Here is a 24,842-nt window from a genome sequence, read left to right on the forward strand (position 1 = left end):
CGCTGTGGCGACGGGCGTCCGTTCGGTTTTGGGTGCAGCAAGACACATGCCGCGTCGGGACGACACATGCCATCGCGGCAAGGCACTGCATCCAGCGAGCAACCTCGCCTATCGGTCCGAAACTTGCCTAGTGTTGGGCGGGAGGGCAACGCGATGAACGATAGGGCTGAGGTTCCGATGTCGGGCGATGTGGCGGTAGGGCTGGCCGCCCAACTCCAGGCCGAGATCGCGCAGGCACGCAGCGATTCGCGGGAGGACCCCTTCGGCAATCCGGTGCTGCGGGTGACGCTGTGGCTGACGCGCCGGATGGATCGCGGCGAACTCCCGGTCGAGGCGGCGCAGGACCTCGTCAGGCTGCTGGGCCGTGAGGCCTTGCGGCAGCGTGCCCGTCGCGTCGCGCGTTATGTCGGCATGGATGGCGATGGCGGGCAGGCTTTCGCAACACTGGCCGAAGGGCTGGCGGATGCGGCGGCATCGCATGCCCAGCCCTTCGAGAGCTTCAAGGCCGATGTCGAGCGCGTGCGCTTCGCCGCCGTCTTCACCGCCCATCCAACCTTCGGCATGAGCCGCAAGCTGGCGCATGCGCTGGCCGATCTCGCCTCTGGCGGCATTGCCGGAGACGGCGTGATCGACGATCCCGCGCTGTCCTTCCGGCCCGACGGCAAGATCACCCTGCAGGACGAGTTCGAACAGGCCCGCTACGCCGTGCGCCATGCCCGCAACGCGATCGACGCGCTCAACGCCGCCGTGCTGCGCGTCGCCCGCGACCGCTGGCCGGAGCGCTGGGCGGAGCTTGCGCCGCGTCCGGTGATCCTGGGCTCCTGGGTCGGCTGCGACACCGATGGGCGCACCGATATCGGCTGGTGGGACACGTTGCGCTACCGGCTGGAATCGAAGCAGGGACAATTCGCCCGCATCCTGGAGAAACTGCCAGCAACGGCGGCGACCACAGGCGTGCGCGATCTGGTGGAGCAGGCGCTGGCGGCGGTCGATCGGCAACTCGCGCTGGCACCGCCGATCACCTCGCAGCCGACGCTGCCGGCCTTGCAGGCCTTCGCCCTGGCGCTGGTCAACGAGCGCGAGACGGCGCTGCCCGAGGCCTCGCGCCTGATCGCGGCGCTCGACGAGGCGCTCGCGATATCAGACGACGACGAGACGACGATGGCGCTCTGCCTCGTCAAGGCCGGCTGCGCGGCGCATGGTGTCTCGATCGCGCTGCCGCATTTCCGGCTCAACGCCTCGCAGCTTCACAATGCGATGCGCGCGGTCATTCCGCTCGACGAGGAACCGACCCAGCCGGCGCAGCGGCGCGCCTTCCTGACGGCGGTGAATGCGGCGCTCGCCAAGGTCGAGCCGATCGCGATCGATTTCGGGGCGCTGGCGGCCGAGCGCGCCTCGGCGACGCGCATGCTGATGACGATCGCGCAGATCGTGAAGCATGTCGACGGCACAAAGGCAGTGCGCTTCCTCGTCGCCGAGACGGAGACGGGCTACACGCTGCTGTGTGCGCTCTGGCTCGCCAGCCGCTTCGGGATCGCCGACAGGGTCGAGATCTCGCCGCTGTTCGAGACTGCCGACGCCCTCGAGCAAGGGCCGCGCATCATCGACGAGGCGCTGCGCAGCCCGCATTTCCGCGCCTATCTCAAGCGCCAAGGCCGTTTCAGCGTCCAGTTCGGCTATTCCGATTCCGGGCGCTATATCGGACAGGTCGCGGCGACCTTCTGGATCGAGCGGCTGCGCATCCGCATCTGCGAGCTTCTGGTCCGCTACGACCTCGCCGATGTCGAGCTGGTGATCTTCGACACCCATGGCGAATCGGCCGGCCGCGGCGCCCATCCCGGCAGCCTCGCCGACCGGCTGGCCTATCTCGAACCCGCCTGGGCGCGGGCTGCCTTTGCCAAGGCCGGCGTCAAGACAGTGCGCGAGACCAGCTTCCAGGGCAGCGACGGCTATATGCTGTTCGGCACGCCGAAGCTGGCGGCGGCGACGATGGGCCGTATCGCCGAGGCTGTGCTGACCCCGGCCGACAGGCCGGTGGCGGACCCGATCTATGACGAGCCGGATTTCGCGACCGAGTTCTTCCAGACGGTGCGTGAGGAAATGACGACGCTGGTCGACGACCCCGGCTATGCCGCGCTGATCGGCACTTTCGGGCCGTCGCTGCTCGACAAGACGGGCTCGCGGCCTGCCGCGCGCCAGAGCGATGCCGGCGGGCCGACGCGCATCCGCCATCCGCGCGAGCTGCGCGCCATCCCCAACAACGCGATCCTGCAGCAGCTCGGCTGGCTCGCCAACAGCGTCCACGGCATCGGCCAGGCGGCCTCGCGCGCGCCTGATCTGTTCAACGCGATGCGCGAGCGCTCCGACCGCTTCGACCGGGCCTATCGGCTGGCCGAGCATGCGATGGCGGCGAGCGACCTCGACGTGCTGCGGGCCTATCTCGACACGCTCGACCCCGGCAGCTGGTTCGACCGGGCGCGACGGACCTCCCGGGACGGCCGCCGTGCCGAACTGCTGGCGGTCGGCGATGCGCTGTCGCGGCTGGAACTGGCGCCAGCGCTCAGGCGGCTGTTCTGGCGGCTGTCTTCGGATGCGCTGAAGCTCAGGGGCGCGACGCAAGCCACGCCGGAGATGCCGGTCAGGCTGGTGGCGCTGCATGCGCTGCGGCTGGCGGCAATGCACAGCATCTGGCTGTTCGCCAGCCATATCCCGGATTTCCGGCCGCATGCCGGGATGACGCGCGAGACCCTGATGGAGCGGCTGCTGCGGCTCGACGTGCCGGCCTCGCTGTCGCTGCTGGCGGAAATCTTCCCGCTCAAGCCCGACCCGACGATCGGGCTCGATTTCGGCGAGCCCCCCGGTCCGCGCGAGAGGGGAACCTACGAAGCCCTGCATCGCGACGTGATCGCGCCGATGCAGGGCCTGTTTGAGCTGCTGCGCGAGATTTCGGGCGCGATCCAGCACGAGATCGGGGCGTTCGGGTAGCGCGTCATCGTCAGGATTTGAAACGCACCGTCATCCTGGACAAGCGGCGAAGCCGCGCAGCTCCGGGATCCATTCTAGGGCAATGTTGCGCGCTTTGATGGATCCCGGGACGACCTGCGGTCGCCCAGGATGACGGCGTCTTCGACGCTAACGGTGGCGGCTCTCTGGGATCTGCCGGATAACCATGAACGCGACGGCTGCCAGCGCCAGCGCGACCAGGCTACCGAGCGAGAACAGCGAGGAATAGGCGATACCGGCGCGGTCTAGCAGCGGGCCGCCGCCGAACGCCGCCATGCCGTAGCCGATCTGGTAGAAGGCGATCAGGGCGCCCAGCGTCGCGGCCGGGTCGCCGGGCAGTTCCTTGCCGGCGAAGCTCAGCGCCAGCGGCAGGATGGCGGAACAGGCCAGGCCGACGAGCGCGAAGGCGGCGATGCCGAACCCCGCGGCCTGTGCCTGCGCGACGAGCTGGAAGGCCACCGCCAGCAGGATCGGCAAGCCGACGAGAACGAGCGTGACCGGCAGCCGGCGCGCCAGCACGGCAAAGCCGATGCGGCCCAGCGTCAGCATGATCCAGAAGGCGGTCAGGGCGAAAGAGGCGTTCTCCGCCGAGACCTGGCGCTGGTTGGTGAGGTAGAGCGAGGCCCAGTTGCCGCTGAGGCTTTCGACCACGCCGTAGAGCAGGACCAGCGCGGCATAAACCCAGAAGCGCGCCGGCCAAGCCTGGTCGCGGGGGGCATCGTCGATGGCGGCGTCGAGAGGGGTGCGCAGCGTCGCGAACAGGAGCGCAGCCAAGCTCAGGGTCATCAGCGCCGGCAGCGCCCACCAGGCCGCGATCCGGGTGAACAGGGCGATCAGCAGCGGCGCCAGCGCGGTGCCGAGCCCGATCAGCGCATTCAGGGCGAGCACATTGCCATCCTGACGCCCCGGCTCCGACAGGCGCTGGACGAGGGTGTTGATCGTCATGGCCGTGGCACCGAAGCCGAGGCCGAGCAGGGCCGTCGCACAGAGCAGGACGACGAAGGCCGGCGGCGAGCCCATCAGCAGCGATGCCACCGTCAAAAGCGCCATCGAGCCGAGATTGGCGCAGAGCCCGAGCTGGAGCACGCGGCGCAGGCCGAGCCGGCGCGACAGAGTCGATCCGAAGGCGGATGCCAGGATCGCCAGCACGACCTGCGGAATGAACATCGCGCCGTATTGCGTGCTGGAGAGGGCAAAGCCGGCCGGGCTGACGAGGATCGCGCTGGCGGCCGGAAAGGAGACCAGCGCCAGGCCCTGCACGACGCCGATGACATAAAGCAGGCCGATTTCCTGGGAGCGGGCAGCTTGCGGCATGGCTGATGCGACCTGACGGGACGGGCTCTCCGTGGTCGCCTAACCCAGGGGAATTGGCAAGGCCATCGGCAAGCGCCGCGACGCTTCCCGGCGACGATCGGCAACTCCGCACCCTTCGGAATGGGCACGCTGCCGCACGACTTCATTGCAACGTCGCCCGATCGGCTTAAGTCAGGGCCTAAGAGGAACGCCAACCGGGAGCCGAGCCAAGCATGGCCGACGCCGATCGAAACCTGCCCGTCTTCGATGAAGCGGGCGCACGCATCACCCTGTTCAAGGCCCTGCTGCAGGCGGTCTCGCGCCATGGCAAGGCGCGGATCGCGCTCGAGGACCCCGAGCGCAAGCCCCTGAGCTATGGCAATCTCGTGCTGGGCGCGCTGGTGCTCGGCCGCAAGCTCGCCGGCCTGACACAGCCCAAGGAGCAGGTCGGCATGCTGCTGCCGAATGTGCAGGCCATGGCGGTGACGCTGATGGGGCTGTCGGCCTATGGGCGCGTGCCAGCGCTGTTGAACTTCACCGCCGGGGTCAAGAACCTGCGCGCCGCCGGCGAACTCGCCGAACTCAGGACGATCATCACATCGCGCCGCTTCGTCGACCAGGCCAAGCTCGACGACGAGCTGGCGGTGCTGGGGGAGGGCCGGCGGATCGTCTATCTGGAGGATCTCCGCAAAGAGATCACCAGCCTCGACAAGGCCATCGGCGTGCTGGCGAGCTTCATGCCCGGCCTGACGCATCGTCCCTACGAGGCCGCGCCGGACGATCCGGCGGTCGTGCTGTTCACCTCGGGCACCGAGGGCAAGCCCAAGGGGGTGGTGCTGAGTCACGCCAACCTCGTCTCGAATGCCCGGCAGATCTTCGCGCTCGCCGCCGGCTTCCTGTCCGAGCGCGACATCGTCATGAACCCGCTGCCGGCGTTCCATTCCTTCGGCCTGACGGCGGGGCTGCTGATGCCGCTGCTCTCTGGCATGAAGGTCGTGCTCTATCCGAGCCCGCTGCACTACAAGCAGGTGCCCAAGCTGATTGGCGAGATGGGCTGCACCTTCCTGTTCGCCACCGACACGTTTCTGCAAGGCTATGCCCGCGCCGCGGACCCGGACGACCTCAAGAGCGTGCGCTATGTCGTGGCCGGGGCCGAACGGGTCAAGCCCGATACGCGCCGGATGTGGGAGCCCTACGGCACCACGATCCTGGAGGGCTATGGCTGCACGGAATGCTCGCCGGTGCTGGCCTGCAACACGCCCGTCGCGATGCGCGAGGGCAGCGTCGGGCGGCTCCTGCCCGGCATCGAGGCGCGGCTGGAACCCGTCGAGGGCATCACCGAGGGCGGCAAGCTCCGCGTGCGCGGGCCCAACATCATGGCCGGCTATCTCAGCGCCGACGAACCCGGCAAGGTGCTGCCGCCGCAGGGCGGCTGGCACGACACCGGCGACATCGTGACGCTCGATGACGGCTTCGTCGTGATCAAGGGCCGGGCCAAGCGCTTCGCCAAGCTCGGCGGCGAGATGGTCTCGCTGGCGGCCGTCGAATCGATGATCTCAGGGCTGTGGCCCGACCAGAACCATGTCGTCGTGGCGCTGCCGGATGCCCGCAAGGGCGAGCAGCTCGTGCTCGTCACCGAAAAGCCCAATGCCGAGCGCGGCGCGCTGCAGGAAACCGCCAAGGCGCAGGGCTTCCCGGAATTGTGGGTGCCGCGCGCCATCCTGGTGACGAACTCGATTCCGGTGCTCGGCAACGGCAAGATCGACTATGCTGCGACACTGGAACTCGCCGCGTCGCGGCGCTCGCTGCTGTAAAGCCACATTTGTGATGATGTTGCACCGCATGATCATCGCCTCGGCCTCTTCCTTCCTGTCGACGCTGCGCCTGGCCGCGCTCGCGCCGATGCTGTCGCTCACGGCGCCGGCCGATCTCGCGGCGCAGACGCAAGGCGCGGTCTATGAGCGGCGCGACGAATGCATCCAGGCGGCGCTGCTGACGCCGGAGCAATGCGAGTTCGCCTATCGCAACGCCCGCGCCGAATTCGAGCAGAAGGCGCCGCGCTATGCCTCGCGCGCGCTGTGCGAGCGCAGCCACAAGCGCTGCGGCGCGCAGATGGTCTCGAACGCGGGCTGGGATTCGTTCGGCAAGGGCGGCGCGACCTATGTGCCGCGCTTCACCGGCGTCCGTGTCAGCGGCGAGGGCGCCGCCCGCCGCGCCTGGCCGGTGCTCGAGGGCAGCGGCCGCATCCCCTTCGCCGGCCGCCCGGTGACGGAGCTGCAGGACAAGGTCGCCGGACGCCAGGCCACGGTCGGGCTTGCCGCCTCGCGCGGCGGGCATGGCCACGCCGCGCAACAGAGCAGCGGCCCCTATGTGAAGCGCGGCGACCGCGACGACACCGTGCGCGTGCCGATGCAGCAGAAGCCGATCGGCTCGGACGTGGCGCCGGGCCTCTATGTCGATCCCGACGGCGTCGAATGGTACAAGCCGGCCCGGCGCTGACGGGCTTTCGAGCGTAGCTGGTAGCCGCACAGCCATCACGGCAAAGGTCCCGCCGCGCTTGCGCGCCGGCGGCATGCCCGCTACCGCTCTCATCCAGGCGGACGTGGCGAAACTGGTAGACGCAAGAGACTTAAAATCTCTCAGCCGCAAGGCTATGCGGGTTCGATCCCCGCCGTCCGCACCACCTATCTGCCGTATTTCTTGATGATCTGGCGCAATTCGCGGCTGTGATAGAGGTCGATGCATTTCATCAGCGTCAGTCGCTCGCCCGACACGCTCTTGTATTCGCGCTTCAGGAATTCGCGGGCGAGTTTCGTTGCCTCCGTGTGGGCCTCGATCGGAAAACTGCCGAGTTCGAGATATCCGCGCGCGGCGGCGGAGCTGTCTTTGACCACCGCTTCGTCCTGATAGCCGTCTGCGATGCAGGTGCTGAGCGCGTAGTTCCTGAGATAGTCCGAACCGGAATAGGGCTTGCGCGCCGTCTGAGCCTGCAACGCCACCGGCGTCAGGCATTGGCAGACCACGGCGAAGACGAGCGCTACTTTAAGACCCATAGGGAAGCCTCTGACGCCTCAGCGAAATAGCAATGATCGGAGCAGGTCTTGCCGTTCCACATCGTGGCATGGCCGCTGGCGTCGGACCAGCCGTTGACCTCGAAGGCGATGATGCCCTTCATGTTGGCGAAGTTCTCGGGCTTGGGATTTGTCACGGATTTGTCGGGCTTGCCGAAATGCTTGCGGAGATAGGTCCGCAAATCCCTGACACGGTACATGTACCAGAGCTTGTCGGCGCCCGAGACCGTCTTCCAGACACCGCGCCCGACCTTGAAGCCGGAGTAATTGAGACTGTAGCTCAGGCGGATGGCGCAGCCATTGGTGAATCCGTCCTTCGGATTGGTGACGCCGAGCTCGATATTGTCGTTGACCCTGCCGCCGATTTTCTTGCCCACGGCGATGACGGTGCCGTCGCCATAAATCTCGATGAATTTCTTCCACATCACCTGAAATGCGGGTCGTTTCGTCATTGGATGCCGCCGCCCGACATGGCCATGATCTCGCGTTGGGACGACCGAGGTTAGTCGCGGACTGCCGTTGCGGAAAGCGAAATCCGAACCGACGCCGTTGCAGGAGGACGCTCAGCGTTCCGCGTGCTTCGTGAAGATGACGCTGACGTTGTTTGCGGGCATCTCGATCACCTCCGGCGCTCCAAACCCGGCCGCTGCCGCCAGTGCCGCGACCTCATCAAGCTTGCGCAGGCCCCATTCCGGGTTGCGCTGGCGCAGGCTGGCATCGAAGGCGGCGTTGCTCGGCTCCAGCGAGTGCTCTGCGCGCTTGAATGGGCCGTAGAGGATCAGCGGCCCTCCCGGCGGCAGCAGCCGGCCCGCTTGCCGCATTAGTCCCTGTGTCGCGGCCCAGGGCGCGATGTGGATCATGTTGATGCAGAGGATCGCGTCGGCGGTCTGCAGCGGCCAGGTCTCGGCCATCGCATCGAGCAGCAGCGGCGGCTGGACGTTGATGGTGCCGGAGCTTTCCGTCCAGGCTTTGATGCTGGTCAGCGCTTCCGCCGACGGATCGCTCGGCTGGAAGACGAGGTGCGGCAGCGCTTGCGCGAAGTGGATCGCATGCTCGCCAGAGCCGCTGGCGATCTCCAGGACCAGCCCCTGCCGGGGCAAGGCCCCGCGCAGTACATCCAGGATCGCGTCGCGATTGCGCTGGGTCGCGGGCGCAAACAGGCGCGGATCGTCCACCTGCTTCCATTCGGGGCCTGGCGTCCAGGGCTTGCTCGTCGCGTTCGTCATCGCTGCTCTCGCCGTCCCGTTCTTGCAGCCCGGCTCTTGCAGCCCGGCTCTTGCCGTCCCGTCAAGGAATCTTCGCCCGCCCCATCGCCACGCGACGACGATACGCTATAAGGAAATCCGAAGCGGGCCGCCGACAAGCGCGGTATCGCATGGCACGGACTGGTTTTGTTAACCGAGATATTGATCGTCGTGGCCCTGACCGTGATCAACGGTCTCCTCGCCATGTCTGAACTCGCCGTCGTCTCGTCCCGCCCGGCCCGACTCAAGGTTCTCAGCGACCAAGGCAACAAAGGCGCGACCACCGCGCTGCGCCTTGCCGACAATCCCGGACGCTTCCTGTCCACGGTCCAGATTGGCATCACCCTGGTCGGCGTGCTGTCGGGCGCCTTCTCGGGCGCCACGCTCGGCGCGCGCCTCTCCGAATGGCTGATGACGCAGGGGCTGACGCCAGCGATGTCCGACGGTTTCGGCGTCGGCATCGTCGTGGTCGCCATCACCTATCTCTCGCTGATCGTGGGCGAACTCGTGCCCAAGCAGATCGCGCTGCGGGATCCCGAGCGGGTCGCGGCGCGCGTCGCACCGGCGATGCTGCTGCTCTCGAAGGTCGGCGCGCCGCTGGTCTTTCTGCTCGATCTCTCCGGCCGCGCCGTGCTGAGCCTGCTCGGCCAGAAGGGCGAGTCGGAGGAGAGGGTCACGGAAGAGGAGGTCCGCACCATCATCGCCGAGGCCGAGACCGCCGGCGTGCTGGAGCGCGACGAGCGCGAGATGATCTCGGGCGTGATGCGGCTCGCCGACCGTTCGGCGCGCGCATTGATGACGCCGCGCCGCGAGGTCGAGGTCATCGACCTGACCGACAGCGCCGACGAAATCCGCGCCCAGCTTCGTGCGACACGGCGCTCGCGCCTGCCGGTGCAGGATGGCGAGGCGGATTCGATCGTCGGCGTCGTCGTGGTCAAGGACCTGATCGACTTCCTCTCGGATGGCGGCACTCATGACCTGCGCGGGCTGGTCAACGAGGCGCCGGTGGTGATGGACACGGCCGGTGCGCTGCAGGTTCTGCGCGAGATCCGCTCGTCGCGGGTCCATATGGCGCTGGTCTTCGACGAGTACGGCCATTTCGAGGGCATCATCACGCCGGGCGACGTGCTCTCGGCGATCATCGGCGCCTTCCAGGAAGAAGAGGAGGACGAGCCGCCGATCGTGACGCGCGCCGACGGCTCCTGGCTCGTCGCTGGTTGGATGCAGGTCGACGAGTTCTCGCATGAGCTCGGCATCCACATTCCGCGCGATGCCGACTTCCAGACGGTCGCCGGCTTCGTCCTGGCCGAGCTCAACCATCTGCCCAATGTCGGCGAGGTCTTCGAGAAGGGCCATTGGCGCTTCGAGGTGGTCGATCTCGACGGCCGCCGCATCGACAAGATCCTGGTCAGTCGCGCCGACTGATCAGGTGCGTTGACGCGGACAGCGTCATCGTGATCTGATGTCGGCAAGGGGTTCCATCGCGACGACCCCGTGAGGCTCCGGCCCAAGGCTCGCGTCCATATTCCTCGGTTTCAGGATGGACGCCCATGTCTTCCAACATCTCGATCAGCGCTGCCCAATTGTCCCGGCTCGTCGGCCTGCCCGATGCGCCTGTCATCATCGATGTCCGGATTCCCGACGATGTCGCCGCCGATCCGCGCATCCTGCCGGGCTCGGAAAGGCGCTCGCACAAGGATGTCGCCGATTGGGCCGGCGGCTATGCCGTCCGGCGCGTCGTCGTGTCCTGCCAGCGCGGCCTGAAGCTCAGCGAAGGCGTCGCCGCCTGGCTGCGCCATCAGGGCGTCGCGGCCGAGAACCTCACGGGCGGCTTCGAGGCCTGGCGCGAGGCGGGCGGCCTGCTGCTGCGCAGCGAGCAGCTGCCGCCGCGCGATGCCAAAGGCCGCACGCTCTGGGTCACGCGGACGCGGCCGAAGGTCGACCGCATCGCCTGTCCCTGGCTGATACGGCGCTTCGTCGACCGCGAGGCGGTCTTCCTGTTCGTGTCTCCGTCGGAGGTCGCGGATGTGGCCGACCGGTTTGGCGCTACCCCGTTCGACATCGACGGGGTGTTCTGGAGCCATCGCGGCGAGCGTTGCACCTTCGACGTCATGATCGAGGAGTTTGGGCTTTCAAGCCCGGCGCTCGACCGGCTGGCTGCGATCGTGCGGGCCGCCGATACCGCGACGCTCGACAGTGCCCCGCAGGCTGCGGGATTGCTGGCGGCGTCGCTGGGGTTGTCGCGCATGTTCAGGGACGATCTCGAGCAGTTGAACGCCGGCATGCTGCTTTATGACGCGTTCTATCGCTGGTGCCGTGATGCCAGCGAGGAAACCCATAACTGGCCCGCCGGGCCGGCGACGTCGTAAGGCTGCTGCCATGACCATCGCGACCACGGATACTCCCGTGCTGCCCGCCGCCATGCCGACGCTATCGGAAGCGACGCGCGTCTGGGCGCGCATCGGCCTGCTCTCCTTTGGCGGGCCGGCCGGACAGATCGCGCTGATGCACAAGGAGCTGGTCGAGGAGCGACGCTGGATCGGCGAGGAGCGTTTCCTGCATGCGCTGAACTACTGCATGCTACTGCCCGGCCCCGAGGCGCAGCAGCTGGCCGTCTATATCGGCTGGCTGATGCACCGCACGATCGGCGGGCTGATTGCGGGGCTGCTCTTCATCCTGCCCGGCGCGGCCGTGATGCTCGGCCTCAGCGTCCTCTATGTGCTCTACCGCCATGTGCCTGTTGTCGATGGCCTGTTCTTCGGCGTGAAGGCGGCGGTGCTCGCCGTTGTGATCGAGGCGGGCCTGCGGATCAGCCGGCGCGCGCTGAAGAACGGCGCGATGGTGGCGGTCGCGATCGCCGCCTTCGTGGCGATCTTCCTGTTCAAGGCGCCGTTTCCGGCGATCATCCTGGTGGCCGGCCTGATCGGCTGGGCCGGCCACCGCCTGTGGCCTGCGCTGTTTGGACCCCAAGCCGGTCATGGCAAGGCGGGGCCGCCGGTGACGGGGATCGTCGATGGCCTGTTTGCGCGCGGTGAACTCGGCCATGTCCGGCCCTCGACCGGAAAGGCGCTGCGGACGCTGGCGATCTGGCTGCCGCTCTGGCTCGGACCCGTGCTGCTGCTCTGGCTTTGGACTGGCAGCGGCAGTGTCTGGACGCAGCTCGGCAGCTTCTTCAGCGCCATGGCGGTGGTGACCTTCGGCGGCGCCTATGCGGTGCTGGCCTATGTCGCGCAGGCAGCCGTCGAGACCCATCGCTGGCTGCTGGCGGGCGAGATGATCGACGGGCTGGGCCTCGCCGAGACGACGCCGGGGCCGCTGATCCTGGTGCTGCAGTTCGTCGGCTTCCTGGCCGGATTTCGCGCGCCCGGGGACCTGCCGCCGCTGGTCGCGGGCGGTCTCGGGGCGCTGCTGACGCTCTGGGTGACCTTCGCGCCGTGCTTCCTGTGGATATTCCTCGGCGCGCCTTACGTCGAGGCGCTGCGCGGCAACAAGGCGCTTTCGGCGGCGCTCGGTGCCATCACTGCGGCGGTCGTCGGCGTGATCATGAACCTGGCACTCTGGTTCGGCCTGCATGTGCTGTTCAGGCAGGTGCGGCCGGTCGAATTTCTCGGCCTATCGCCCGACTGGCCGGTGCTGGCCTCGCTCGACTGGCGGGCGGCCGTCCTGGCCGCCGCCGCGATGATCGCGATGCTGCGCTTCAAGACGGGGATGATCCCGACGCTCGCAGCCTGCGCGGTCGCCGGGGTCGTCCTGACGCGGCTGGCGCCCTGAGCTGCGCGATCAGCGGCGCGGCGGTTCTCCGGGTTCGATAACCCGGTACTCGGCATCGATGATCTCGGCCGGGCCGGCCTGCCGTCCCTGCTGCGGGAACGGGCCGGGCTGGCCGAAACCGGCAGCCTTCAAGCGGCTGCGCAGACGCCAGACCGCGATCGTGCCGACGATCGCGACGATGGGGATCAGGATCAGGGCGAGGCTGGCGGCGACCAGAAACAGCACCACGCCGACGACGAGGCTCGCTGCCATCGCGAGCCAGGCGGCCCAGCGTGGCATGCGGGCGGTGCGGCCGCCGAGCTGCTCGTGGAGATTGACGCGGATCATGTCGCTTTCGTCCGATTAAAGGAAACCAGAAGCTAGGTACGAAATGCGGCGAAGGCGAGATCACCAAACGTCAGGCGCGCGCGCTCATTCGTCGCGCCAGTCGTAAAGCCAGCCATAGCGCGCGCGCAGCCCGTCAGGTCCCAGGCGCCGCAGCGCGATGTCGCGCCCGATGCTCCAGGGCCAGCCGAGATGATAGGTCCGGCCATTGCTCCGGCTGGCATCCTGGACGCGCGCCGCGCGGGCCGATCGCGCGGCCGCGTAAGCCGCCATCGCCGCCGGCACGCCGCGTCCGCCGTCGGCTTGCAAGGTTTCCGCCAGCAGTCGGGCGAGCACGGCTGCATCCTCGATCGCCAGCGAGGCGCCCTGCGCGAGGAAGGGCAGCACGGGATGGGCGGCATCGCCCAGAAGTGCGATCCGGCCCTTCGCCATCACTGCGGGTTTGCGGTCGAACAGCGACCAGACCTGCCAACCCTGGGCCGAGGCCACCAGTTCGCGCAGGGCCTGCGAGCCGCCCGCGACATGGTCGGTGAGGACGTCGCCGTCGCCGTCGCGCGACCAGCCCTCGCGGGCTTCTTTGGTTTGCCTGACCACGACGACGTTGGTCTCGCGGCCGCCTGCGACCGGATAATGCACGGTATGACGTCCGGGGCCGAGATGGAGGTTGACGCGGGGCTTGTCGGTCTTCGTGCCGGGTGCCAACGCCCGCCAGGCCTCGTAGCCGGTGAAGAGCGGGCGCGAGGTGTCGCCATTCAGATCGCGCACCCGCGACCACAGCCCGTCGGCGCCGATCAGGCCGAGCCCGTGGAAGCTCTCCCATTGGCCGTTCTGGCCGGTGAGGGTGGTCGAGACGCCATCATCCTCCTGGGTGATCTCCTGCACGCCGCGCCCGACCACGAGGCGGATATTGGGCATGGAGCGCGCGGCATCGAGCAGCACCGTGTGGAGGTCGTTGCGCTTCAGCATCCGGAATGGCGTCGGCAGCCGGGCCGGGTCCGACGGCATCTCCAGCAGTTCCCGGCCGTCGGCCCAGCGCCGGATCATCAGGCCGTGCGAGCTGACGCTGACGCGCTTCAGCGGCAGGGTCAGGTCGAGGCCGTCCAGAACGCGCCCCGAATTCGGGGTGACCTGCAGGCCGGCGCCGGATTCGCCGAAGCCGGTGCGCTTCTCGATGACGGTGGCGGAGATGCCGCGGCGGGCCAGGGACAGGGCCATGGTCAGCCCGCCGATACCGGCGCCGGCGATCAGAAAATGAGGAGCAGACACAGCAGAGGGCCTTCGTCGAATCAGGTCAGGCGCGGGCGCCCCTCAGAACCCGCGGGAAGCAGTCTCAGAATCTGAACGCTCGGCTCAGGCTGCCTTGCTTGTCAGGCAGCCTTGGCCGCCTCGTGATGCGCGCAGTCCGGCGGCGAACAGGCGCCGGCCTTCAGCGAGGCGTCGTATTTGAACAAAGTCGAGCAATAGGGGCAGACGATCTCGTGGTCCGAGCCCATGTCGAGATAGACATGCGGGTGGTCGAAGGGCGGCTTGGCGCCGATGCACATGAACTCATGCGCGCCGACATAGATGACGGCGACGCCGGAATCGTTGTGGAAATGCGGAATGCCGTGGTCGGCCATGATCGTGCCCTGCAGCGTGACTCTGCCCGAGACTTATCCCGTCCCGCGGCAGGATGCCAGCGCAGGCTTGTCGCGCCTCGCGCTCAGTCGGCAGGCGAGCAGGTTCTGGCGATCTCGTTCAGCCGCTTGGTCTCGGCTGGAGCGAGTGTGTTGCTGACGGCGCGGCCGATCAGATCCTCGCGCTTCAACGCCTCGACCGTGCAGGCACAGGCCTTCGTGCAGATCGCCGACGAGGCATATTCGCCGCAACTGCGCTGGCACATCATCCCGAAGGTATTGCCCTGCTTGACCGGCATCGGCACGGCGAGCGCGACCAGCGAGAGCAGACCAATGAAGACGGGCTGGTGGACCAGATAGATCAGGAGGCTGTGCCGGCCGCCCCAGACGACGATCCGTGTTGGCAGGGTACCGGCGCGCCAGCAGCCCAGGCGGGAGGCTTCCAGTGACGGCGGCGCCAGACGCGCCAGCACGATGCCGCCGAGCACGCAGCCGAACCAGGGGAAGACCGGCACGAAGTCGGCCGTCGCTATTGGCGCCTGCGAGAAGCCGAGCCAGGCGAGCAGGGGCTCGTCGAGCAGCGGATGGGCGACGAGAAAGGGCAGGGCGAAGACGACGATGGCTGCGCCGGCGACGACGAAGACTGGCAGGCGCAGGAAGGGCAGGGCGAGCACGCTGGCCAGCGCGACCTGATGCAGGATGCCGAAGAAGATGAAGCTCTCCGGCATGGCGAGATAAGTGCCCAGCGTCACCAGCGCAGCCGCGCCCGCGACCATGGCGAGACGCTTGAGATAGGCTCGGCGGTTCAGGCCGTGGCGCGTCGCGAGAACGAGGCTGACGCCGACCAGCGTCAGGAAGGAGCCGGCGATCAGCCGTGCGAACAGGCGCCAGCCGAGTTCGCCTGGCACATCGACGGCAATCAGCCTCAGAAACGACAGATCATAGGCGAAGTGGAAGACGAACATTGCCAGCAGCGCGAGGCCGCGCGCGAGATCGACGATGTCGAAGCGCGAGCGCGAGGAGGACAGGCCGGCGGAGGGTCTGTCATTGGAAGGCTTGGCCTCGGAGGGCTTGGCGTCGATCATGGCGGCCTTCATAGGCAGCTTGCATCGGGGCCGCTACCCAAAGCGCGGCTGGCATGCCAAGGAAAGGCCTCGCTATCGCCCATCACGACGGTTCGCCATGCAGAGCTTTTCATCCGACGGCGTCGAACTCGCCTTCATCGATCTCGCTCCGACGGGCGATACGCCCAAACACGAGACGATCATGCTGGTCCACGGCTTCGGCTCCAGCCACATGGTCAACTGGGTCAATACCCAGTGGACCAAGACTCTGACCCATGCCGGCTACCGCGTCGTTGCGCTCGACAATCGCGGCCATGGCGAGAGCGAGAAGCTCTACGACCCGGCGGCCTATTCCTCCCAGATCATGGCCGAGGATGTGCGCCGGCTGATGGACCATCTCGATATCCCGCGCGCGGCCGTCATGGGGTATTCGATGGGCGCGCGGATCTCGGCGCATCTGGCATTGGCGCACCCGCAGCGGCTGACCGCGCTCTTGCTCGGCGGGCTCGGCATTCATCTGGTCGAGGGCGTCGGCCTGCCGCTCGGCATCGCGGATGCGATGGAAGCGCCCTCGCTCGACGTCCTGACCGATCCGATGCAGCGGATGTTCCGCGCCTTCGCCGATGCGACCAAGAGCGATCGCAAGGCGCTGGCGGCCTGCATCAGGGGTTCGCGCCAGACATTGAGTGCGGCCGAGGTCGGGCGCATCACGGTGCCGACGCTCGTCACCGTCGGGACCAAGGACGATGTCGCGGGCTCCGGGCCCGAGCTGGCGAGGCTGATTCCGGGCGCGGAAGCCTTCGATGTCGAGGGTCGCGACCACAATCTCGCGGTCGGCGACAAGAGCCACAAACAGGCGGTGCTCGACTTTCTGTCGCGTTTGTGAGAATGAACCCGCCGTTCGGAAGCGTGACGGAAAAGCGGGCGACGCCAATGTGTTGTCGACGGCAGTTCAGAGACTGAATCCACCGCCTGCCACGCTGATTCATGTCGGCCCTGCAATCACCTTTGGTGCGTTTGTCCCAACAGGTGCTAGTATTTGCATCGCCGAACGCGCTTTTCCGGAGAACAACCATGTCGTCAGGGCGCTCCGTCGCGGAAGTCCGTGATCTTGCCACAGGGCTCGATCGGCTCGATCCGGTCTGGTCCAGGCTCCGGCGCGAGGCGGAGGCTGCGGTCGCAGCCGAGCCGGCGCTGGGTAGCCTGATCGTCGCCTCCGTCCTGAACCAATCGAGCTTCGAGGCTGCCGTCGGTCATCGCGTCGCGGCCAGGCTCGGCCACCCGGCAGTCGCCGCCGACCTGATCGAACAGGCCTTTACCGAGGCGCTGGCGGCCGACGAGACGATCGGCCAGGGCATGCGCGCCGACGTGCTGGCCGTGCTCGACCGCGATCCCGCCTGCTATCGGGTTCTGGAGCCCGTGCTGTTCTTCAAGGGCTTCCACGCCTTGCAGTCGCACCGGCTGGCGCATTGGCTGTGGCAGCAGGAGCGGCGCGACTTCGCGCTCTATCTGCAGAGCCGGTCGTCGGAGGTGTTCCAGACCGACATCAACCCGGCCGCCGTCATCGGCAAGGGCATCTTCCTCGACCATGCCACCGGCCTCGTCGTCGGCGAGACGGCGGTGATCGAGGACGATGTCTCGATGCTTCACAGCGTCACGCTGGGCGGCACCGGCAAGCAGGGCGGCGACCGCCATCCCAAGATTCGCAAGGGCGTGCTGATCGGCGCCGGCGCCAAGATCCTCGGCAATATCGAGGTCGGGCAATGCAGCCGCGTCGCGGCGGGCTCGGTCGTGCTTGCGGCCGTGCCGCGCAACAAGACCGTGGCGGGCGTGCCGGCCAAGGTCGTCGGCGAGGCCGGCTGCGCCGAGCCCTCGCGCTCGATGGACCAGATACTCGGCGGCGATTGCGGGTCCTATATCTGAGGCTTGGCGGAGCCCAGCAGCCAGGCCGCGATTTCGGCCTGCATCGGATGAGTGCGCTCGGCCGGTGCCAGGATGAGCGTCAGCCGGTCGCGCAACGGCATGGCGATCGGAAACGGCGCGACCAGCCGTCCATCCGCGAGATGGCGGCCGATCAGGCTGGCGCGGCCCATCAGCACGCCGGACCCTGAGAGTGCCGCGTCCAGCGCCAGGCTGTAGAGCGAGAAGCTCGGCCCGCGCGTTGCGTCGATTCCGGCCGATCCACCGGCGAAGGCGAGCCAACGCGCCCAGTCGCCGCGCCAGACCGCGTCGTGCAGCAGCGTCTGGCACGCGAGATCGGCGAGGCTGCCGATCCTCTCCGCCAGTGCGGGCGAGCAGACCGGCAGGATTTCGTCCGCGTCCGGTGCCATTAGCGTGTCCGCTGCGGCCTCGGCGTCGCGATAGAAGATCGCGAGGTCGTGCGGCTCGCGACGCGGATCGGGCGGCTGCTCCATCGCTGAAATGGAGACCTGCAGCTCCGGCCAGGCCCGCCGCATCTCTGCCAGCCGCGGCGACAGCCAGAGCTGCGCGATGCAGGGCAGGGCGGCGATCGTCAGCACGCGGTTGCCGTGGCTGTCGCGCAGGCCCTGCACGGCTTGTGCGAGCGTATCGAAGCCGCGCGTCAGTTTCGGCAGGGCCTCGCGCGCCGCGTCGGTCGGCTCGACGCCCTGGGCCAGCCGGCGGAAGACGGGAAAGCCGAGCCAGGCTTCGAGCTGGCGGATCCGCTGGGTCACCGCGCCGGCGGTGACGCCAAGCTCCTCAGCGGCCTTGATGAAGCTGCCGCAGCGCGTCGCCGCCTCGAAAGCGCGCAGCGCATTGAGCGAGGGCAGGCGCGGCCGGGGCGGCTTGACGGGCATGGTAACGGATCCGGCGGAGGCTGAGATTTCCTCTGCCTTGCGGCGACGATAACTCGTTTGCGAGCGGCTGCGCAAACCGGTCTTATGCCGAGAGTTTCCTTCGGATCGGCAGGCGGGAGAGATGGCGATGACGGCATTGGGCAGGCGCGACTGGGTTCCCGCGGCGAGCGAGGATTATGTGCTGGAGGTCGCCGCGACCGTCGGTGCCAAGTCGCTCGATGCGGTCGAGGCGCGCATCGCCGAACTGACGCAGGAAAACCGGATCATCCACGAGCGCGACTGCTTCAACCTCAACCCCGCGACCAATGTGATGAACCCGCGGGCGGAAGCCGCGCTGGCCTCGGGCCTCGGTGCGCGGCCCTCGCTGGGCTATCCCGGTGACAAATACGAGATGGGGCTGGAGGCGATCGAGCAGATCGAGATCATCGCCGCCGAACTCGCGGCGCAGGTCTTCGGCGCGAAATATGCCGAAATCCGCGTGCCCTCGGGCGCCATCGCCAATCTCTACGCCTTCATGCTCGCGGCCAAGCCGGGCGACTGCATCATCGCGCCGCCGCCTGCGATCGGCGGCCATGTCACGCATCACGGCGCCGGTGCGGCCGGGCTCTACGGCATCGTCACCCATCCCGCGCCGGTCGATCCGGTCCACTACACGGTCGATGTGATGAAGCTGCGCGAGGATGCGCTGCGGCTGAATCCCAAGATGATCACGATCGGCGCAAGCCTGAATCTCTTCGCCCATCCGATCCGCGAAATCCGCGCGATCGCCGACGAAATCGGCGCGCTGGTGCTGTTCGACGCGGCGCATATGTCTGGGATGATCGCCGGCCATGGCTGGCAGCAGCCCTTGGAGGAGGGCGCCCATCTGATGACGATGAGCACCTATAAGAGCCTCGGCGGCCCGCCCTCGGGGCTGATCGTCACCAATGACGCCGCCATCGCCAGGCGCCTCGACGAGATCGCCTATCCCGGCCTGACGGCGAATTTCGACGCGGCGAAGTCGGCCTCTTTGGCGATCACGCTGCTGGACTGGAAGGAGCATGGCCGCGCTTACGCGCAGATGATGGCCGCGACCGCCAAGGCTCTGGGCGAGGCGCTGCTGGAGCGGCAGGTGCCGGTCTTCGCCAGGGATCGCGGCATCACCACCTCGCATCAGTTCGCGATCGAGGCGGCCAGCTATGGCGGCGGCCAGGCGGCGGCAAAAAAGCTGCGCGCGATCAACATCCTGAGTTGCGGCATCGGCCTGCCGCTGCCGGAGGTGGCGGGCGACATCAACGGCCTGCGGCTGGGAACGCCGGAGATCGTGCGCTTCGGCATGACGCCGGCCGACATGCCCGAACTCGCCGGCTACATCGCCGAAGGGCTGAACGGCTCGCGGCCGGCGGAGGCCATCGCGCGGGATGTGACGGCGTTCCGGGGGAGGTTCCGGGAGCTGTGTTTCATGCGGTGAGGGGGGAGGGTTGGCCCATTGGCTTCCACCTGATCAGGAAGCGCTGTGAGAACATCTCGGTCATCATCGCCACCAATCTCGCCTTTGCCGATTGGCCCCAGGTGTTCACTGACGCCAAAATGACGACCGCGATGCTCGATCGGCTAACGCATCACTGCGACATCATCGAGACCGGAAACGAAAGCTGGTGCTTTAAAAACTGTGCCTGACCACTTCATCCTCCGTCGCGCACTGGACGCCGAAATCGCCCCGACCGAGCAACCCCGACCAGCTCAGCCGGGGCGACCCCGGCACGTCAGCGCAGGTCCCAGGGGGCTAGCCTTCAACGCGATAGGGGGGCTGCGCTTCAATGCGAACTGACAGGCCAGGATCGAGGCAAAGCTCCATAGAGCCGGGTGGGGTGAGCACTTCGGCGCGTTCCTGCGGGGTGACGGCTTACGCGCGCGGCGGGAATAAGGCGGCAGGGATCCGCGGTGGACAGGGGCGGTGCGCTAGACCGCTCGTTTAGAGGGTCCTTCTGAAGACCGTGTGCCCCGAACGGCTGGCGACACTGTCATAGAGTTTCGCAGCCGTCTCATTATCGACTTGCATGTGCCAATAGACTCGAAAGGCTGCCTTGGCTCGGGCCAGATCGTAAAGGGATTCGACCAGCCGCCGGCCTACGCCGGCACGACGGGCCCGCTCCGCCACGAACAGGTCGTTGAGGAAGCAGACTGGCTTGTCCGACGATGTCACTGGATGAAGGACGGCGTGGACGATTCCGACGAGCCCACCGTCCTGAACTGCCACCAGGGCCAGCATGGGGCCGTCTGCCAGGAAGTTCTTGAAGGTCGCCTCTGTCACCGCGCAAGGAGGCGGCGATCCGCCGAAGGGGCCATGGCCGTGGTAACCGTTCCAGAGTTGCTCCCAGTCCGAGCGATCAGCGGCCTCGAGCGGCCGAACAACCAATTCACCAGCATCGTCCATTATCAGCACGCTCCAAAGACAACCACTCCTGGGTGGTTGGTCTGACCTTTGCCAGGCGACCTATGACAAGGTCGCCGACCGGCTACTCCCGGCCTCGGGCAATGTTCCAGTGCCGTTCTCGCCGAAAACAAAAACGACAAAAGCTCGCTCTGCCGAAGCTTCCTTCTGAAGATGACCTTTCCTGTTTCATCGGCTCCGTGAGCCTGAAAGATGTGCTTGGCCCAATCCAAGCCCATCGTGAGAACGTTAGCATGCATCGAAACCTCCCTTAAAAGCGCAATCCGCCCAACCGAGACTGATCTGCGATCAGAGAGGCGTTCAACCCATACCGACAGTACTCCTACCCCTTACGGAAGTGGGAGGCCGTGTCCGGTCAATTAGGGGGCTTGCTTCACCTTGGTTCGGGAGAGTGGCCGGCTCAAGCGCCTCGAACGTCCTGCACGGCCGCATCACGTCTTCGAACGAGGGAGCGGCTATATTTGGCGCCGCAACGGCGATGGCGCTCCATGGAATAATGAAAGTCAGCAATTCCACGCGGGACGTGTCCAGCCTCTGTCTACGCGGTGCGCTCCCCAACCATCTTGTCGCACGGGACCGGCCCGATCGTTAGCTATTAGCGTGATGCGCGCCCGCGGGTCCGTGAACAATGCTGGGCCATGCGGTGATGGCCAGCGGATCACGCGATGGCGCTGACGGCCTGGGAAACAGTATGCTCGAGCTGGCCCGAGGTTGCGCTGACCATGCCGCTGATCGCGACAGCGGCGGTTGCGGCAGCTTCGGTTTCTGAGCAACGCGTAATCATGTCCGACATATGGCGCGAGACCTCGCGTGCGGACATAGTCTGCCGTTCCACTGCGCTTGCGATATCGTTTGCTTTCATCGAAATGCCGTCCATGGCCTCGAGGATCCGGCCTGTGGTAATATCGGTCTCGTCCATCAGGCTTTCGGTCGCACCGACCAACCCGGTGATTTGAGCGGTGGCCTCCGCAGTCTGAGACGCCAGCGCCTTCACCTCGGCTGCCACCACCGCGAACCCGCGGCCGGCTTCTCCGGCCCGGGCAGCCTCGATGGTAGCGTTGAGAGCGAGAAGGTTGGTCTTTGTCGCGATCCCGCCGATCATCTCGGCGAATCCCGTGACCTTGGTCAGCGCCTGGCCCAGCGCATGCATATGGCTGCGCATGATCTGAGCGTTATCAAAGCTGGCGCGCGCGTAATCGGCGCTCATGCGCGTGTCCCTGGCGACATCCTGCACGCTGAGAGCCAGCTGCTCGGCGACGGCTCCAGTGTCCACAGCTTGTGCGGAGGACGTGTTCACCAGAGCCCGCGCCGCGCTGCTCGTGGCGGCGAGCTCAGTCGCAACCCTGCCGAATTCCGCGACCGCTTGGGGGATCACCTGCGTGGCAATGTGGGCCAATTGGGCGCGATTGGCCTCCAGCTCGGATTCTCGAAGTTTCAGGTCGGTGATGTCCGACGCGAAACCCGCGACAGCGCCGCCAACGATACGAGTCTTGCTCACGCGCCGCCAGGAGTCCTCAGCATAACGGCGCTCGACCGCCTCGCCCGAGGCTTCGTGCTGCTGACGCACGCGCACTGCCGTCTCCGCCTCAAGATCTCCCGTGAAGCCAATGACCTCAAGGTTTTTGCGCACGAGGTCATTATAGCGGATCGGCGGCTTCAGTTGGGCCAGCGCGGTGGGATAATAGTCGATGTATTTGCTATTATGATAGACCAGCACGTCATCGCGGTCATATACCGCAATCGCCGTCGGAGCCGCTTCAAGTGTGGCTACGAGCATGTCCCGTTCCGCCTTCAGCGCAGCAAGCTCAGCAGCCGCAGAGCTGGACAGGCCGGGGCCGCCGAACGCGGCCATTAAACGTCTAGAAAACTGGAGCATGTGCGGTCTGGCGCTCGTGTTCTACGGGCAACATCAGCTTGTCGCGAGAGCGTTAAGTTTTCGCTATCCCCCGGTCAGGGTGGCACCGTCGAGCTGGTGGCCCGGCGCTCCCCGATCTTCCAGTTCCAGACACGAGGCCTTCGGGCGGCTGCGCAGTTACCGGTTCTTCCATTCGAGGCGCCCCGGTAGTGAGCGTCCGCTTCTGGGCGGTGCTCGAAGTTCCGCTCTTGGCGCGTTCGCCACGACGAAACTAATCCCCGCCTCCCACATCACATCCATAATCGCCCCACCTCATCCCCGAGGGGCAGCCATCCGGAGGTATGCCGTTGGTGGGGATGGGGGCGGCGCCTGCGGCCGGGTTTGCACCCCGGTCCCGGGAGGCTTCGGGGCACCGCCCTGGGGGTACTACGGCCCCTGTGCGAGGAGCTCGCTGGACGGGACGGCGGAAGCGGCCGGGTCCGACACCGCGGTGTGGCGCACCCTATGGGGCGTTGAGGCTGCAGGACGGCAAGGCAGGCCAAGCCTCTCCCTATAAGCGCGGCCCGGAGACTGAAATCGCCGATGAGCGGAGCGCCACGGGGCGTGCGGGCAGTGGCTCAATCTGCCCGCGCCGCAGCCTGGCTCAATGGTTGCGGATCTCTACCCCCGCGCCTCGCGGCGCTCCGCTGCCCCTCATCAACAGCCGCCTCGCGAAAGCGCAGGCGGGGATTTGCTGTGCGTCTTTGAGGCGAAACGCGGGGAACCCCTCTCCCGTAGGGAGAGGGGCAGGGGTGAGGGGTCGGCCCCTCGACCAGTGGAATGCAGCACTGACCGCCGCTGCGGTGAGGCCACGGCCAAAGCGTCCAACGGCCGTCACCTCACCCTGCCCTCTCCTTACAGGAGAGGGTTCCCCGCGGTGACCGTGCCTCATTCGGCATGAGAGAGGTTCCCCGCGGTGCCCGCGTTTCGTCCGGCAAAAGGGGAGGGATCGGCTTCGCGGCTTGCCCTCCCGGCCCCGTCATGGCATCGGTCCCGCCAACCGATAAGGACCGACATCATGGACAAGACCGAACTCGCCAAGCTCGAAGGCTATCTGCGGCGCACCTTCAACAATCACGGCATCAGCGTTCGCGCACGGATGAAGAAGAACGATTCGGCCGAGGTCTATCTCGCCGACGAGTTCATCGGCATCATCCATGTCGACGACGAGGACGGCGACCGCTCGTTCAATTTTACGATGGCGATCCTGGACGTCGATCTCGAAGACTGAGCCCGGCGCGCCTGGACTGCTACTCCGGAGGCCGCCCGACGCGGCCTTCTGCGCTTCCGGTGCTCACGGACATCAGTCCGCTGCGCTCCGGTTCTCGAACGCCACGCCAGCCGACTCACCGGAGCGCATTCCAGGAGCGCCGGTCTGGCGCTCTTGCAAATCCGGCTGCGGCCAGGCGCTGCGTCAGCGCATCATGCCGTCGATGGTGTGGCGGACGCCGCCGAGCATCACTTCCCAATCGGCGATGATGCTGCGCGGGAAGCGGATGTTCACATCCATGCCGCGATGCTTGAAGGTGACCCGGCAGGGCTCGTCGAGATCCGGGCGGCCCGGCTCCGCTCTGCTGGAGTCGAGCGGGCAGCGCGCCGCGAAGCCGCGCCCATCGGGCACCGAGACATAGAGTTCGTCGCCCTCATAGGGCGAGCCCTTGCGGAAGCCGCGCACCACGAGGCCGCCGGGGTTGGACCAGACGGTCGGCGTCAGGAAGCGCGCATAAACCGAGAGCTGCGTCTGCGGCTCGTTGACCTTGTCCTGCGGGGTCAGCGTGATCAGCAGGCGCTGGCGGTTCTGCATGGCGGCCGGGCCTGTTTGCGCAGGCCCGAGGCTCGGCCAATCGAGCCGGAGCCGGACCATGCCGACCAGCCTGCTCGAATCGCCGGGCTCCGAGCCGGTCAGGTTCTGCGGCACCATCAGCGCGATCGAGCCGATCCGGGCGGGCTGAACGATGGCCTCGCGCTCCTCGTCGCGATGCGTCAGATGGAGCGCGAGGCCTGTCGCGAGCGCACCAGCCAGCATGATCGCGAAGGCGGCCTTGAGCAGGGCGCCATCGGCGCGGGGCAAGGGCGGCGGCGGGCGCTTCAGCCGCGAGCGCACCATGCTCGTCAGGCCGGCGCTCGAATGAGCGGCCAGTCCGTGCTGTGCGTAAACGGCCTGCTCGGCGGCCACGTCCTGGGGATGATATGCGGTCACGGGCGGCGCCTTGCGGAGATTGCGTCCTCACTCAAGCATCCGGGCGTTAACGCCGCGTAAACCATGCTGGCCGGGCGTCATTGCCACGCCAGCGGGCATTAACCATCGCTTA

22 protein-coding genes, 1 tRNA gene and 1 pseudogene are annotated in these 24,842 nt (G+C 67.1%); 12 read left to right on the plus strand and 12 right to left on the minus strand.

The annotated features are described in order from the left end of the window. Positions 1 to 153: 153 nt before the first annotated feature. Positions 154 to 2,985 (plus strand): phosphoenolpyruvate carboxylase, encoded by a 2,832-nt coding sequence (locus AC1DYU_RS02050; RefSeq protein ID WP_476790193.1) that lies wholly within the window; start codon positions 154 to 156, stop codon positions 2,983 to 2,985. A gap of 147 nt (positions 2,986 to 3,132) precedes the next feature. Here the strand turns inward: AC1DYU_RS02050 and AC1DYU_RS02055 are convergent, their stop codons facing one another. Further along, positions 3,133 to 4,317, minus strand: coding sequence for an MFS transporter (locus AC1DYU_RS02055; protein WP_476790194.1), 1,185 nt, complete (start codon positions 4,315 to 4,317; stop codon positions 3,133 to 3,135). A gap of 212 nt (positions 4,318 to 4,529) precedes the next feature. Here AC1DYU_RS02055 and AC1DYU_RS02060 point away from each other — a divergent pair, with 212 nt between their 5' ends. The 3 genes from AC1DYU_RS02060 (at position 4,530) to AC1DYU_RS02070 (ending at position 6,979) form a co-directional block, all read left to right on the plus strand. Beyond that, positions 4,530 to 6,110 (plus strand): AMP-binding protein, encoded by a 1,581-nt coding sequence (locus AC1DYU_RS02060; RefSeq protein ID WP_476790195.1) that lies wholly within the window; start codon positions 4,530 to 4,532, stop codon positions 6,108 to 6,110. Between the two features lie 28 nt (positions 6,111 to 6,138). Next, positions 6,139 to 6,795 (plus strand): DUF1190 domain-containing protein, encoded by a 657-nt coding sequence (locus tag AC1DYU_RS02065; protein ID WP_476790196.1) that lies wholly within the window; start codon positions 6,139 to 6,141, stop codon positions 6,793 to 6,795. 97 nt (positions 6,796 to 6,892) lie between these two features. After that, positions 6,893 to 6,979: transfer RNA gene (locus tag AC1DYU_RS02070), tRNA-Leu, on the plus strand. A gap of 1 nt (position 6,980) precedes the next feature. On the opposite strand, the gene AC1DYU_RS02075 is transcribed toward AC1DYU_RS02070, so the two are convergent. From AC1DYU_RS02075 to AC1DYU_RS02085, 3 genes are all read right to left on the minus strand, one after another. Further along, the gene (locus tag AC1DYU_RS02075) at positions 6,981 to 7,349 is read right to left on the minus strand and encodes a T6SS amidase immunity protein Tai4 family protein (RefSeq protein WP_476790197.1); all 369 of its coding nucleotides are present in this window, start codon (positions 7,347 to 7,349) and stop codon (positions 6,981 to 6,983) included. Continuing rightward, on the minus strand, positions 7,334 to 7,819 hold the full coding sequence (locus AC1DYU_RS02080; protein WP_476790198.1) for a type VI secretion system amidase effector protein Tae4: 486 nt from the start codon (positions 7,817 to 7,819) through the stop codon (positions 7,334 to 7,336). Before AC1DYU_RS02080 ends, AC1DYU_RS02075 begins: the two co-directional genes overlap by 16 nt. 111 nt (positions 7,820 to 7,930) lie before the next feature. Continuing rightward, positions 7,931 to 8,593: a DUF938 domain-containing protein gene (locus AC1DYU_RS02085; RefSeq protein WP_476790199.1), complete on the minus strand. Its 663-nt coding sequence runs from the start codon at positions 8,591 to 8,593 to the stop codon at positions 7,931 to 7,933. Between the two features lie 180 nt (positions 8,594 to 8,773). Here AC1DYU_RS02085 and AC1DYU_RS02090 point away from each other — a divergent pair, with 180 nt between their 5' ends. The 3 genes from AC1DYU_RS02090 (at position 8,774) to chrA (ending at position 12,382) form a co-directional block, all read left to right on the plus strand. Beyond that, positions 8,774 to 10,036, plus strand: coding sequence for a hemolysin family protein (locus AC1DYU_RS02090; protein WP_476790200.1), 1,263 nt, complete (start codon positions 8,774 to 8,776; stop codon positions 10,034 to 10,036). Between the two features lie 125 nt (positions 10,037 to 10,161). Then, positions 10,162 to 10,980: a chromate resistance protein ChrB domain-containing protein gene (locus AC1DYU_RS02095; RefSeq protein ID WP_476790201.1), complete on the plus strand. Its 819-nt coding sequence runs from the start codon at positions 10,162 to 10,164 to the stop codon at positions 10,978 to 10,980. Positions 10,981 to 10,990: 10 nt separating this feature from the next. Then, positions 10,991 to 12,382 (plus strand): chromate efflux transporter, encoded by a 1,392-nt coding sequence (chrA, locus tag AC1DYU_RS02100; RefSeq protein ID WP_476790202.1) that lies wholly within the window; start codon positions 10,991 to 10,993, stop codon positions 12,380 to 12,382. Between the two features lie 9 nt (positions 12,383 to 12,391). Here the strand turns inward: chrA and AC1DYU_RS02105 are convergent, their stop codons facing one another. From AC1DYU_RS02105 to AC1DYU_RS02120, 4 genes are all read right to left on the minus strand, one after another. Then, positions 12,392 to 12,709 (minus strand): hypothetical protein, encoded by a 318-nt coding sequence (locus tag AC1DYU_RS02105; protein ID WP_476790203.1) that lies wholly within the window; start codon positions 12,707 to 12,709, stop codon positions 12,392 to 12,394. Between the two features lie 84 nt (positions 12,710 to 12,793). Continuing rightward, positions 12,794 to 13,972 carry an FAD-dependent monooxygenase gene (locus AC1DYU_RS02110; protein WP_476790204.1) on the minus strand — a complete coding sequence of 393 codons (1,179 nt, stop codon included), beginning with the start codon at positions 13,970 to 13,972 and terminating at the stop codon, positions 12,794 to 12,796. 101 nt (positions 13,973 to 14,073) lie between these two features. After that, positions 14,074 to 14,325, minus strand: a complete 252-nt coding sequence (locus tag AC1DYU_RS02115; protein ID WP_476790205.1) for a zinc-finger domain-containing protein — start codon at positions 14,323 to 14,325, stop codon at positions 14,074 to 14,076. A gap of 83 nt (positions 14,326 to 14,408) precedes the next feature. Beyond that, positions 14,409 to 15,407 (minus strand): heparan-alpha-glucosaminide N-acetyltransferase, encoded by a 999-nt coding sequence (locus AC1DYU_RS02120; RefSeq protein ID WP_476790206.1) that lies wholly within the window; start codon positions 15,405 to 15,407, stop codon positions 14,409 to 14,411. A 97-nt stretch (positions 15,408 to 15,504) separates the two neighbouring features. Between AC1DYU_RS02120 and AC1DYU_RS02125 the strand changes: the two genes are divergently transcribed. Next, positions 15,505 to 16,272: an alpha/beta fold hydrolase gene (locus AC1DYU_RS02125; RefSeq protein WP_476790207.1), complete on the plus strand. Its 768-nt coding sequence runs from the start codon at positions 15,505 to 15,507 to the stop codon at positions 16,270 to 16,272. 188 nt (positions 16,273 to 16,460) lie between these two features. Beyond that, positions 16,461 to 17,309 (plus strand): serine O-acetyltransferase, encoded by an 849-nt coding sequence (gene cysE, locus AC1DYU_RS02130; protein WP_476790208.1) that lies wholly within the window; start codon positions 16,461 to 16,463, stop codon positions 17,307 to 17,309. Here cysE and AC1DYU_RS02135 read toward each other — a convergent pair. Next, a complete protein-coding gene (locus AC1DYU_RS02135; RefSeq protein ID WP_476790209.1) occupies positions 17,300 to 18,202 on the minus strand; it encodes a LysR substrate-binding domain-containing protein in 903 nt (300 codons plus the stop codon). The genes cysE and AC1DYU_RS02135 overlap by 10 nt on opposite strands. A gap of 127 nt (positions 18,203 to 18,329) precedes the next feature. Here AC1DYU_RS02135 and AC1DYU_RS02140 point away from each other — a divergent pair, with 127 nt between their 5' ends. Both AC1DYU_RS02140 and AC1DYU_RS02145 read left to right on the plus strand, forming a co-directional pair. Beyond that, the gene (locus tag AC1DYU_RS02140) at positions 18,330 to 19,652 is read left to right on the plus strand and encodes an aminotransferase class I/II-fold pyridoxal phosphate-dependent enzyme (protein WP_476790210.1); all 1,323 of its coding nucleotides are present in this window, start codon (positions 18,330 to 18,332) and stop codon (positions 19,650 to 19,652) included. Between the two features lie 8 nt (positions 19,653 to 19,660). Beyond that, positions 19,661 to 19,861, plus strand: a pseudogene (locus AC1DYU_RS02145) (ATP-binding protein); the annotation flags it as partial. Positions 19,862 to 20,156: 295 nt separating this feature from the next. Here AC1DYU_RS02145 and AC1DYU_RS02150 read toward each other — a convergent pair. Continuing rightward, positions 20,157 to 20,618, minus strand: coding sequence for a GNAT family N-acetyltransferase (locus AC1DYU_RS02150; protein ID WP_158487131.1), 462 nt, complete (start codon positions 20,616 to 20,618; stop codon positions 20,157 to 20,159). Between the two features lie 676 nt (positions 20,619 to 21,294). Beyond that, positions 21,295 to 22,488 (minus strand): methyl-accepting chemotaxis protein, encoded by a 1,194-nt coding sequence (locus AC1DYU_RS02155; protein WP_476790211.1) that lies wholly within the window; start codon positions 22,486 to 22,488, stop codon positions 21,295 to 21,297. A gap of 1,060 nt (positions 22,489 to 23,548) precedes the next feature. On the opposite strand from AC1DYU_RS02155, the gene AC1DYU_RS02160 reads away from it, so the two are divergent. Further along, on the plus strand, positions 23,549 to 23,761 hold the full coding sequence (locus AC1DYU_RS02160) for a DUF3126 family protein (protein WP_054141925.1): 213 nt from the start codon (positions 23,549 to 23,551) through the stop codon (positions 23,759 to 23,761). Between the two features lie 183 nt (positions 23,762 to 23,944). On the opposite strand, the gene AC1DYU_RS02165 is transcribed toward AC1DYU_RS02160, so the two are convergent. Then, the gene (locus AC1DYU_RS02165) at positions 23,945 to 24,730 is read right to left on the minus strand and encodes a hypothetical protein (protein ID WP_476790212.1); all 786 of its coding nucleotides are present in this window, start codon (positions 24,728 to 24,730) and stop codon (positions 23,945 to 23,947) included. Between the last annotated feature and the right edge of the window lie 112 nt (positions 24,731 to 24,842).

Source organism: Allobosea sp. P2_B12 (assembly GCF_056404835.1).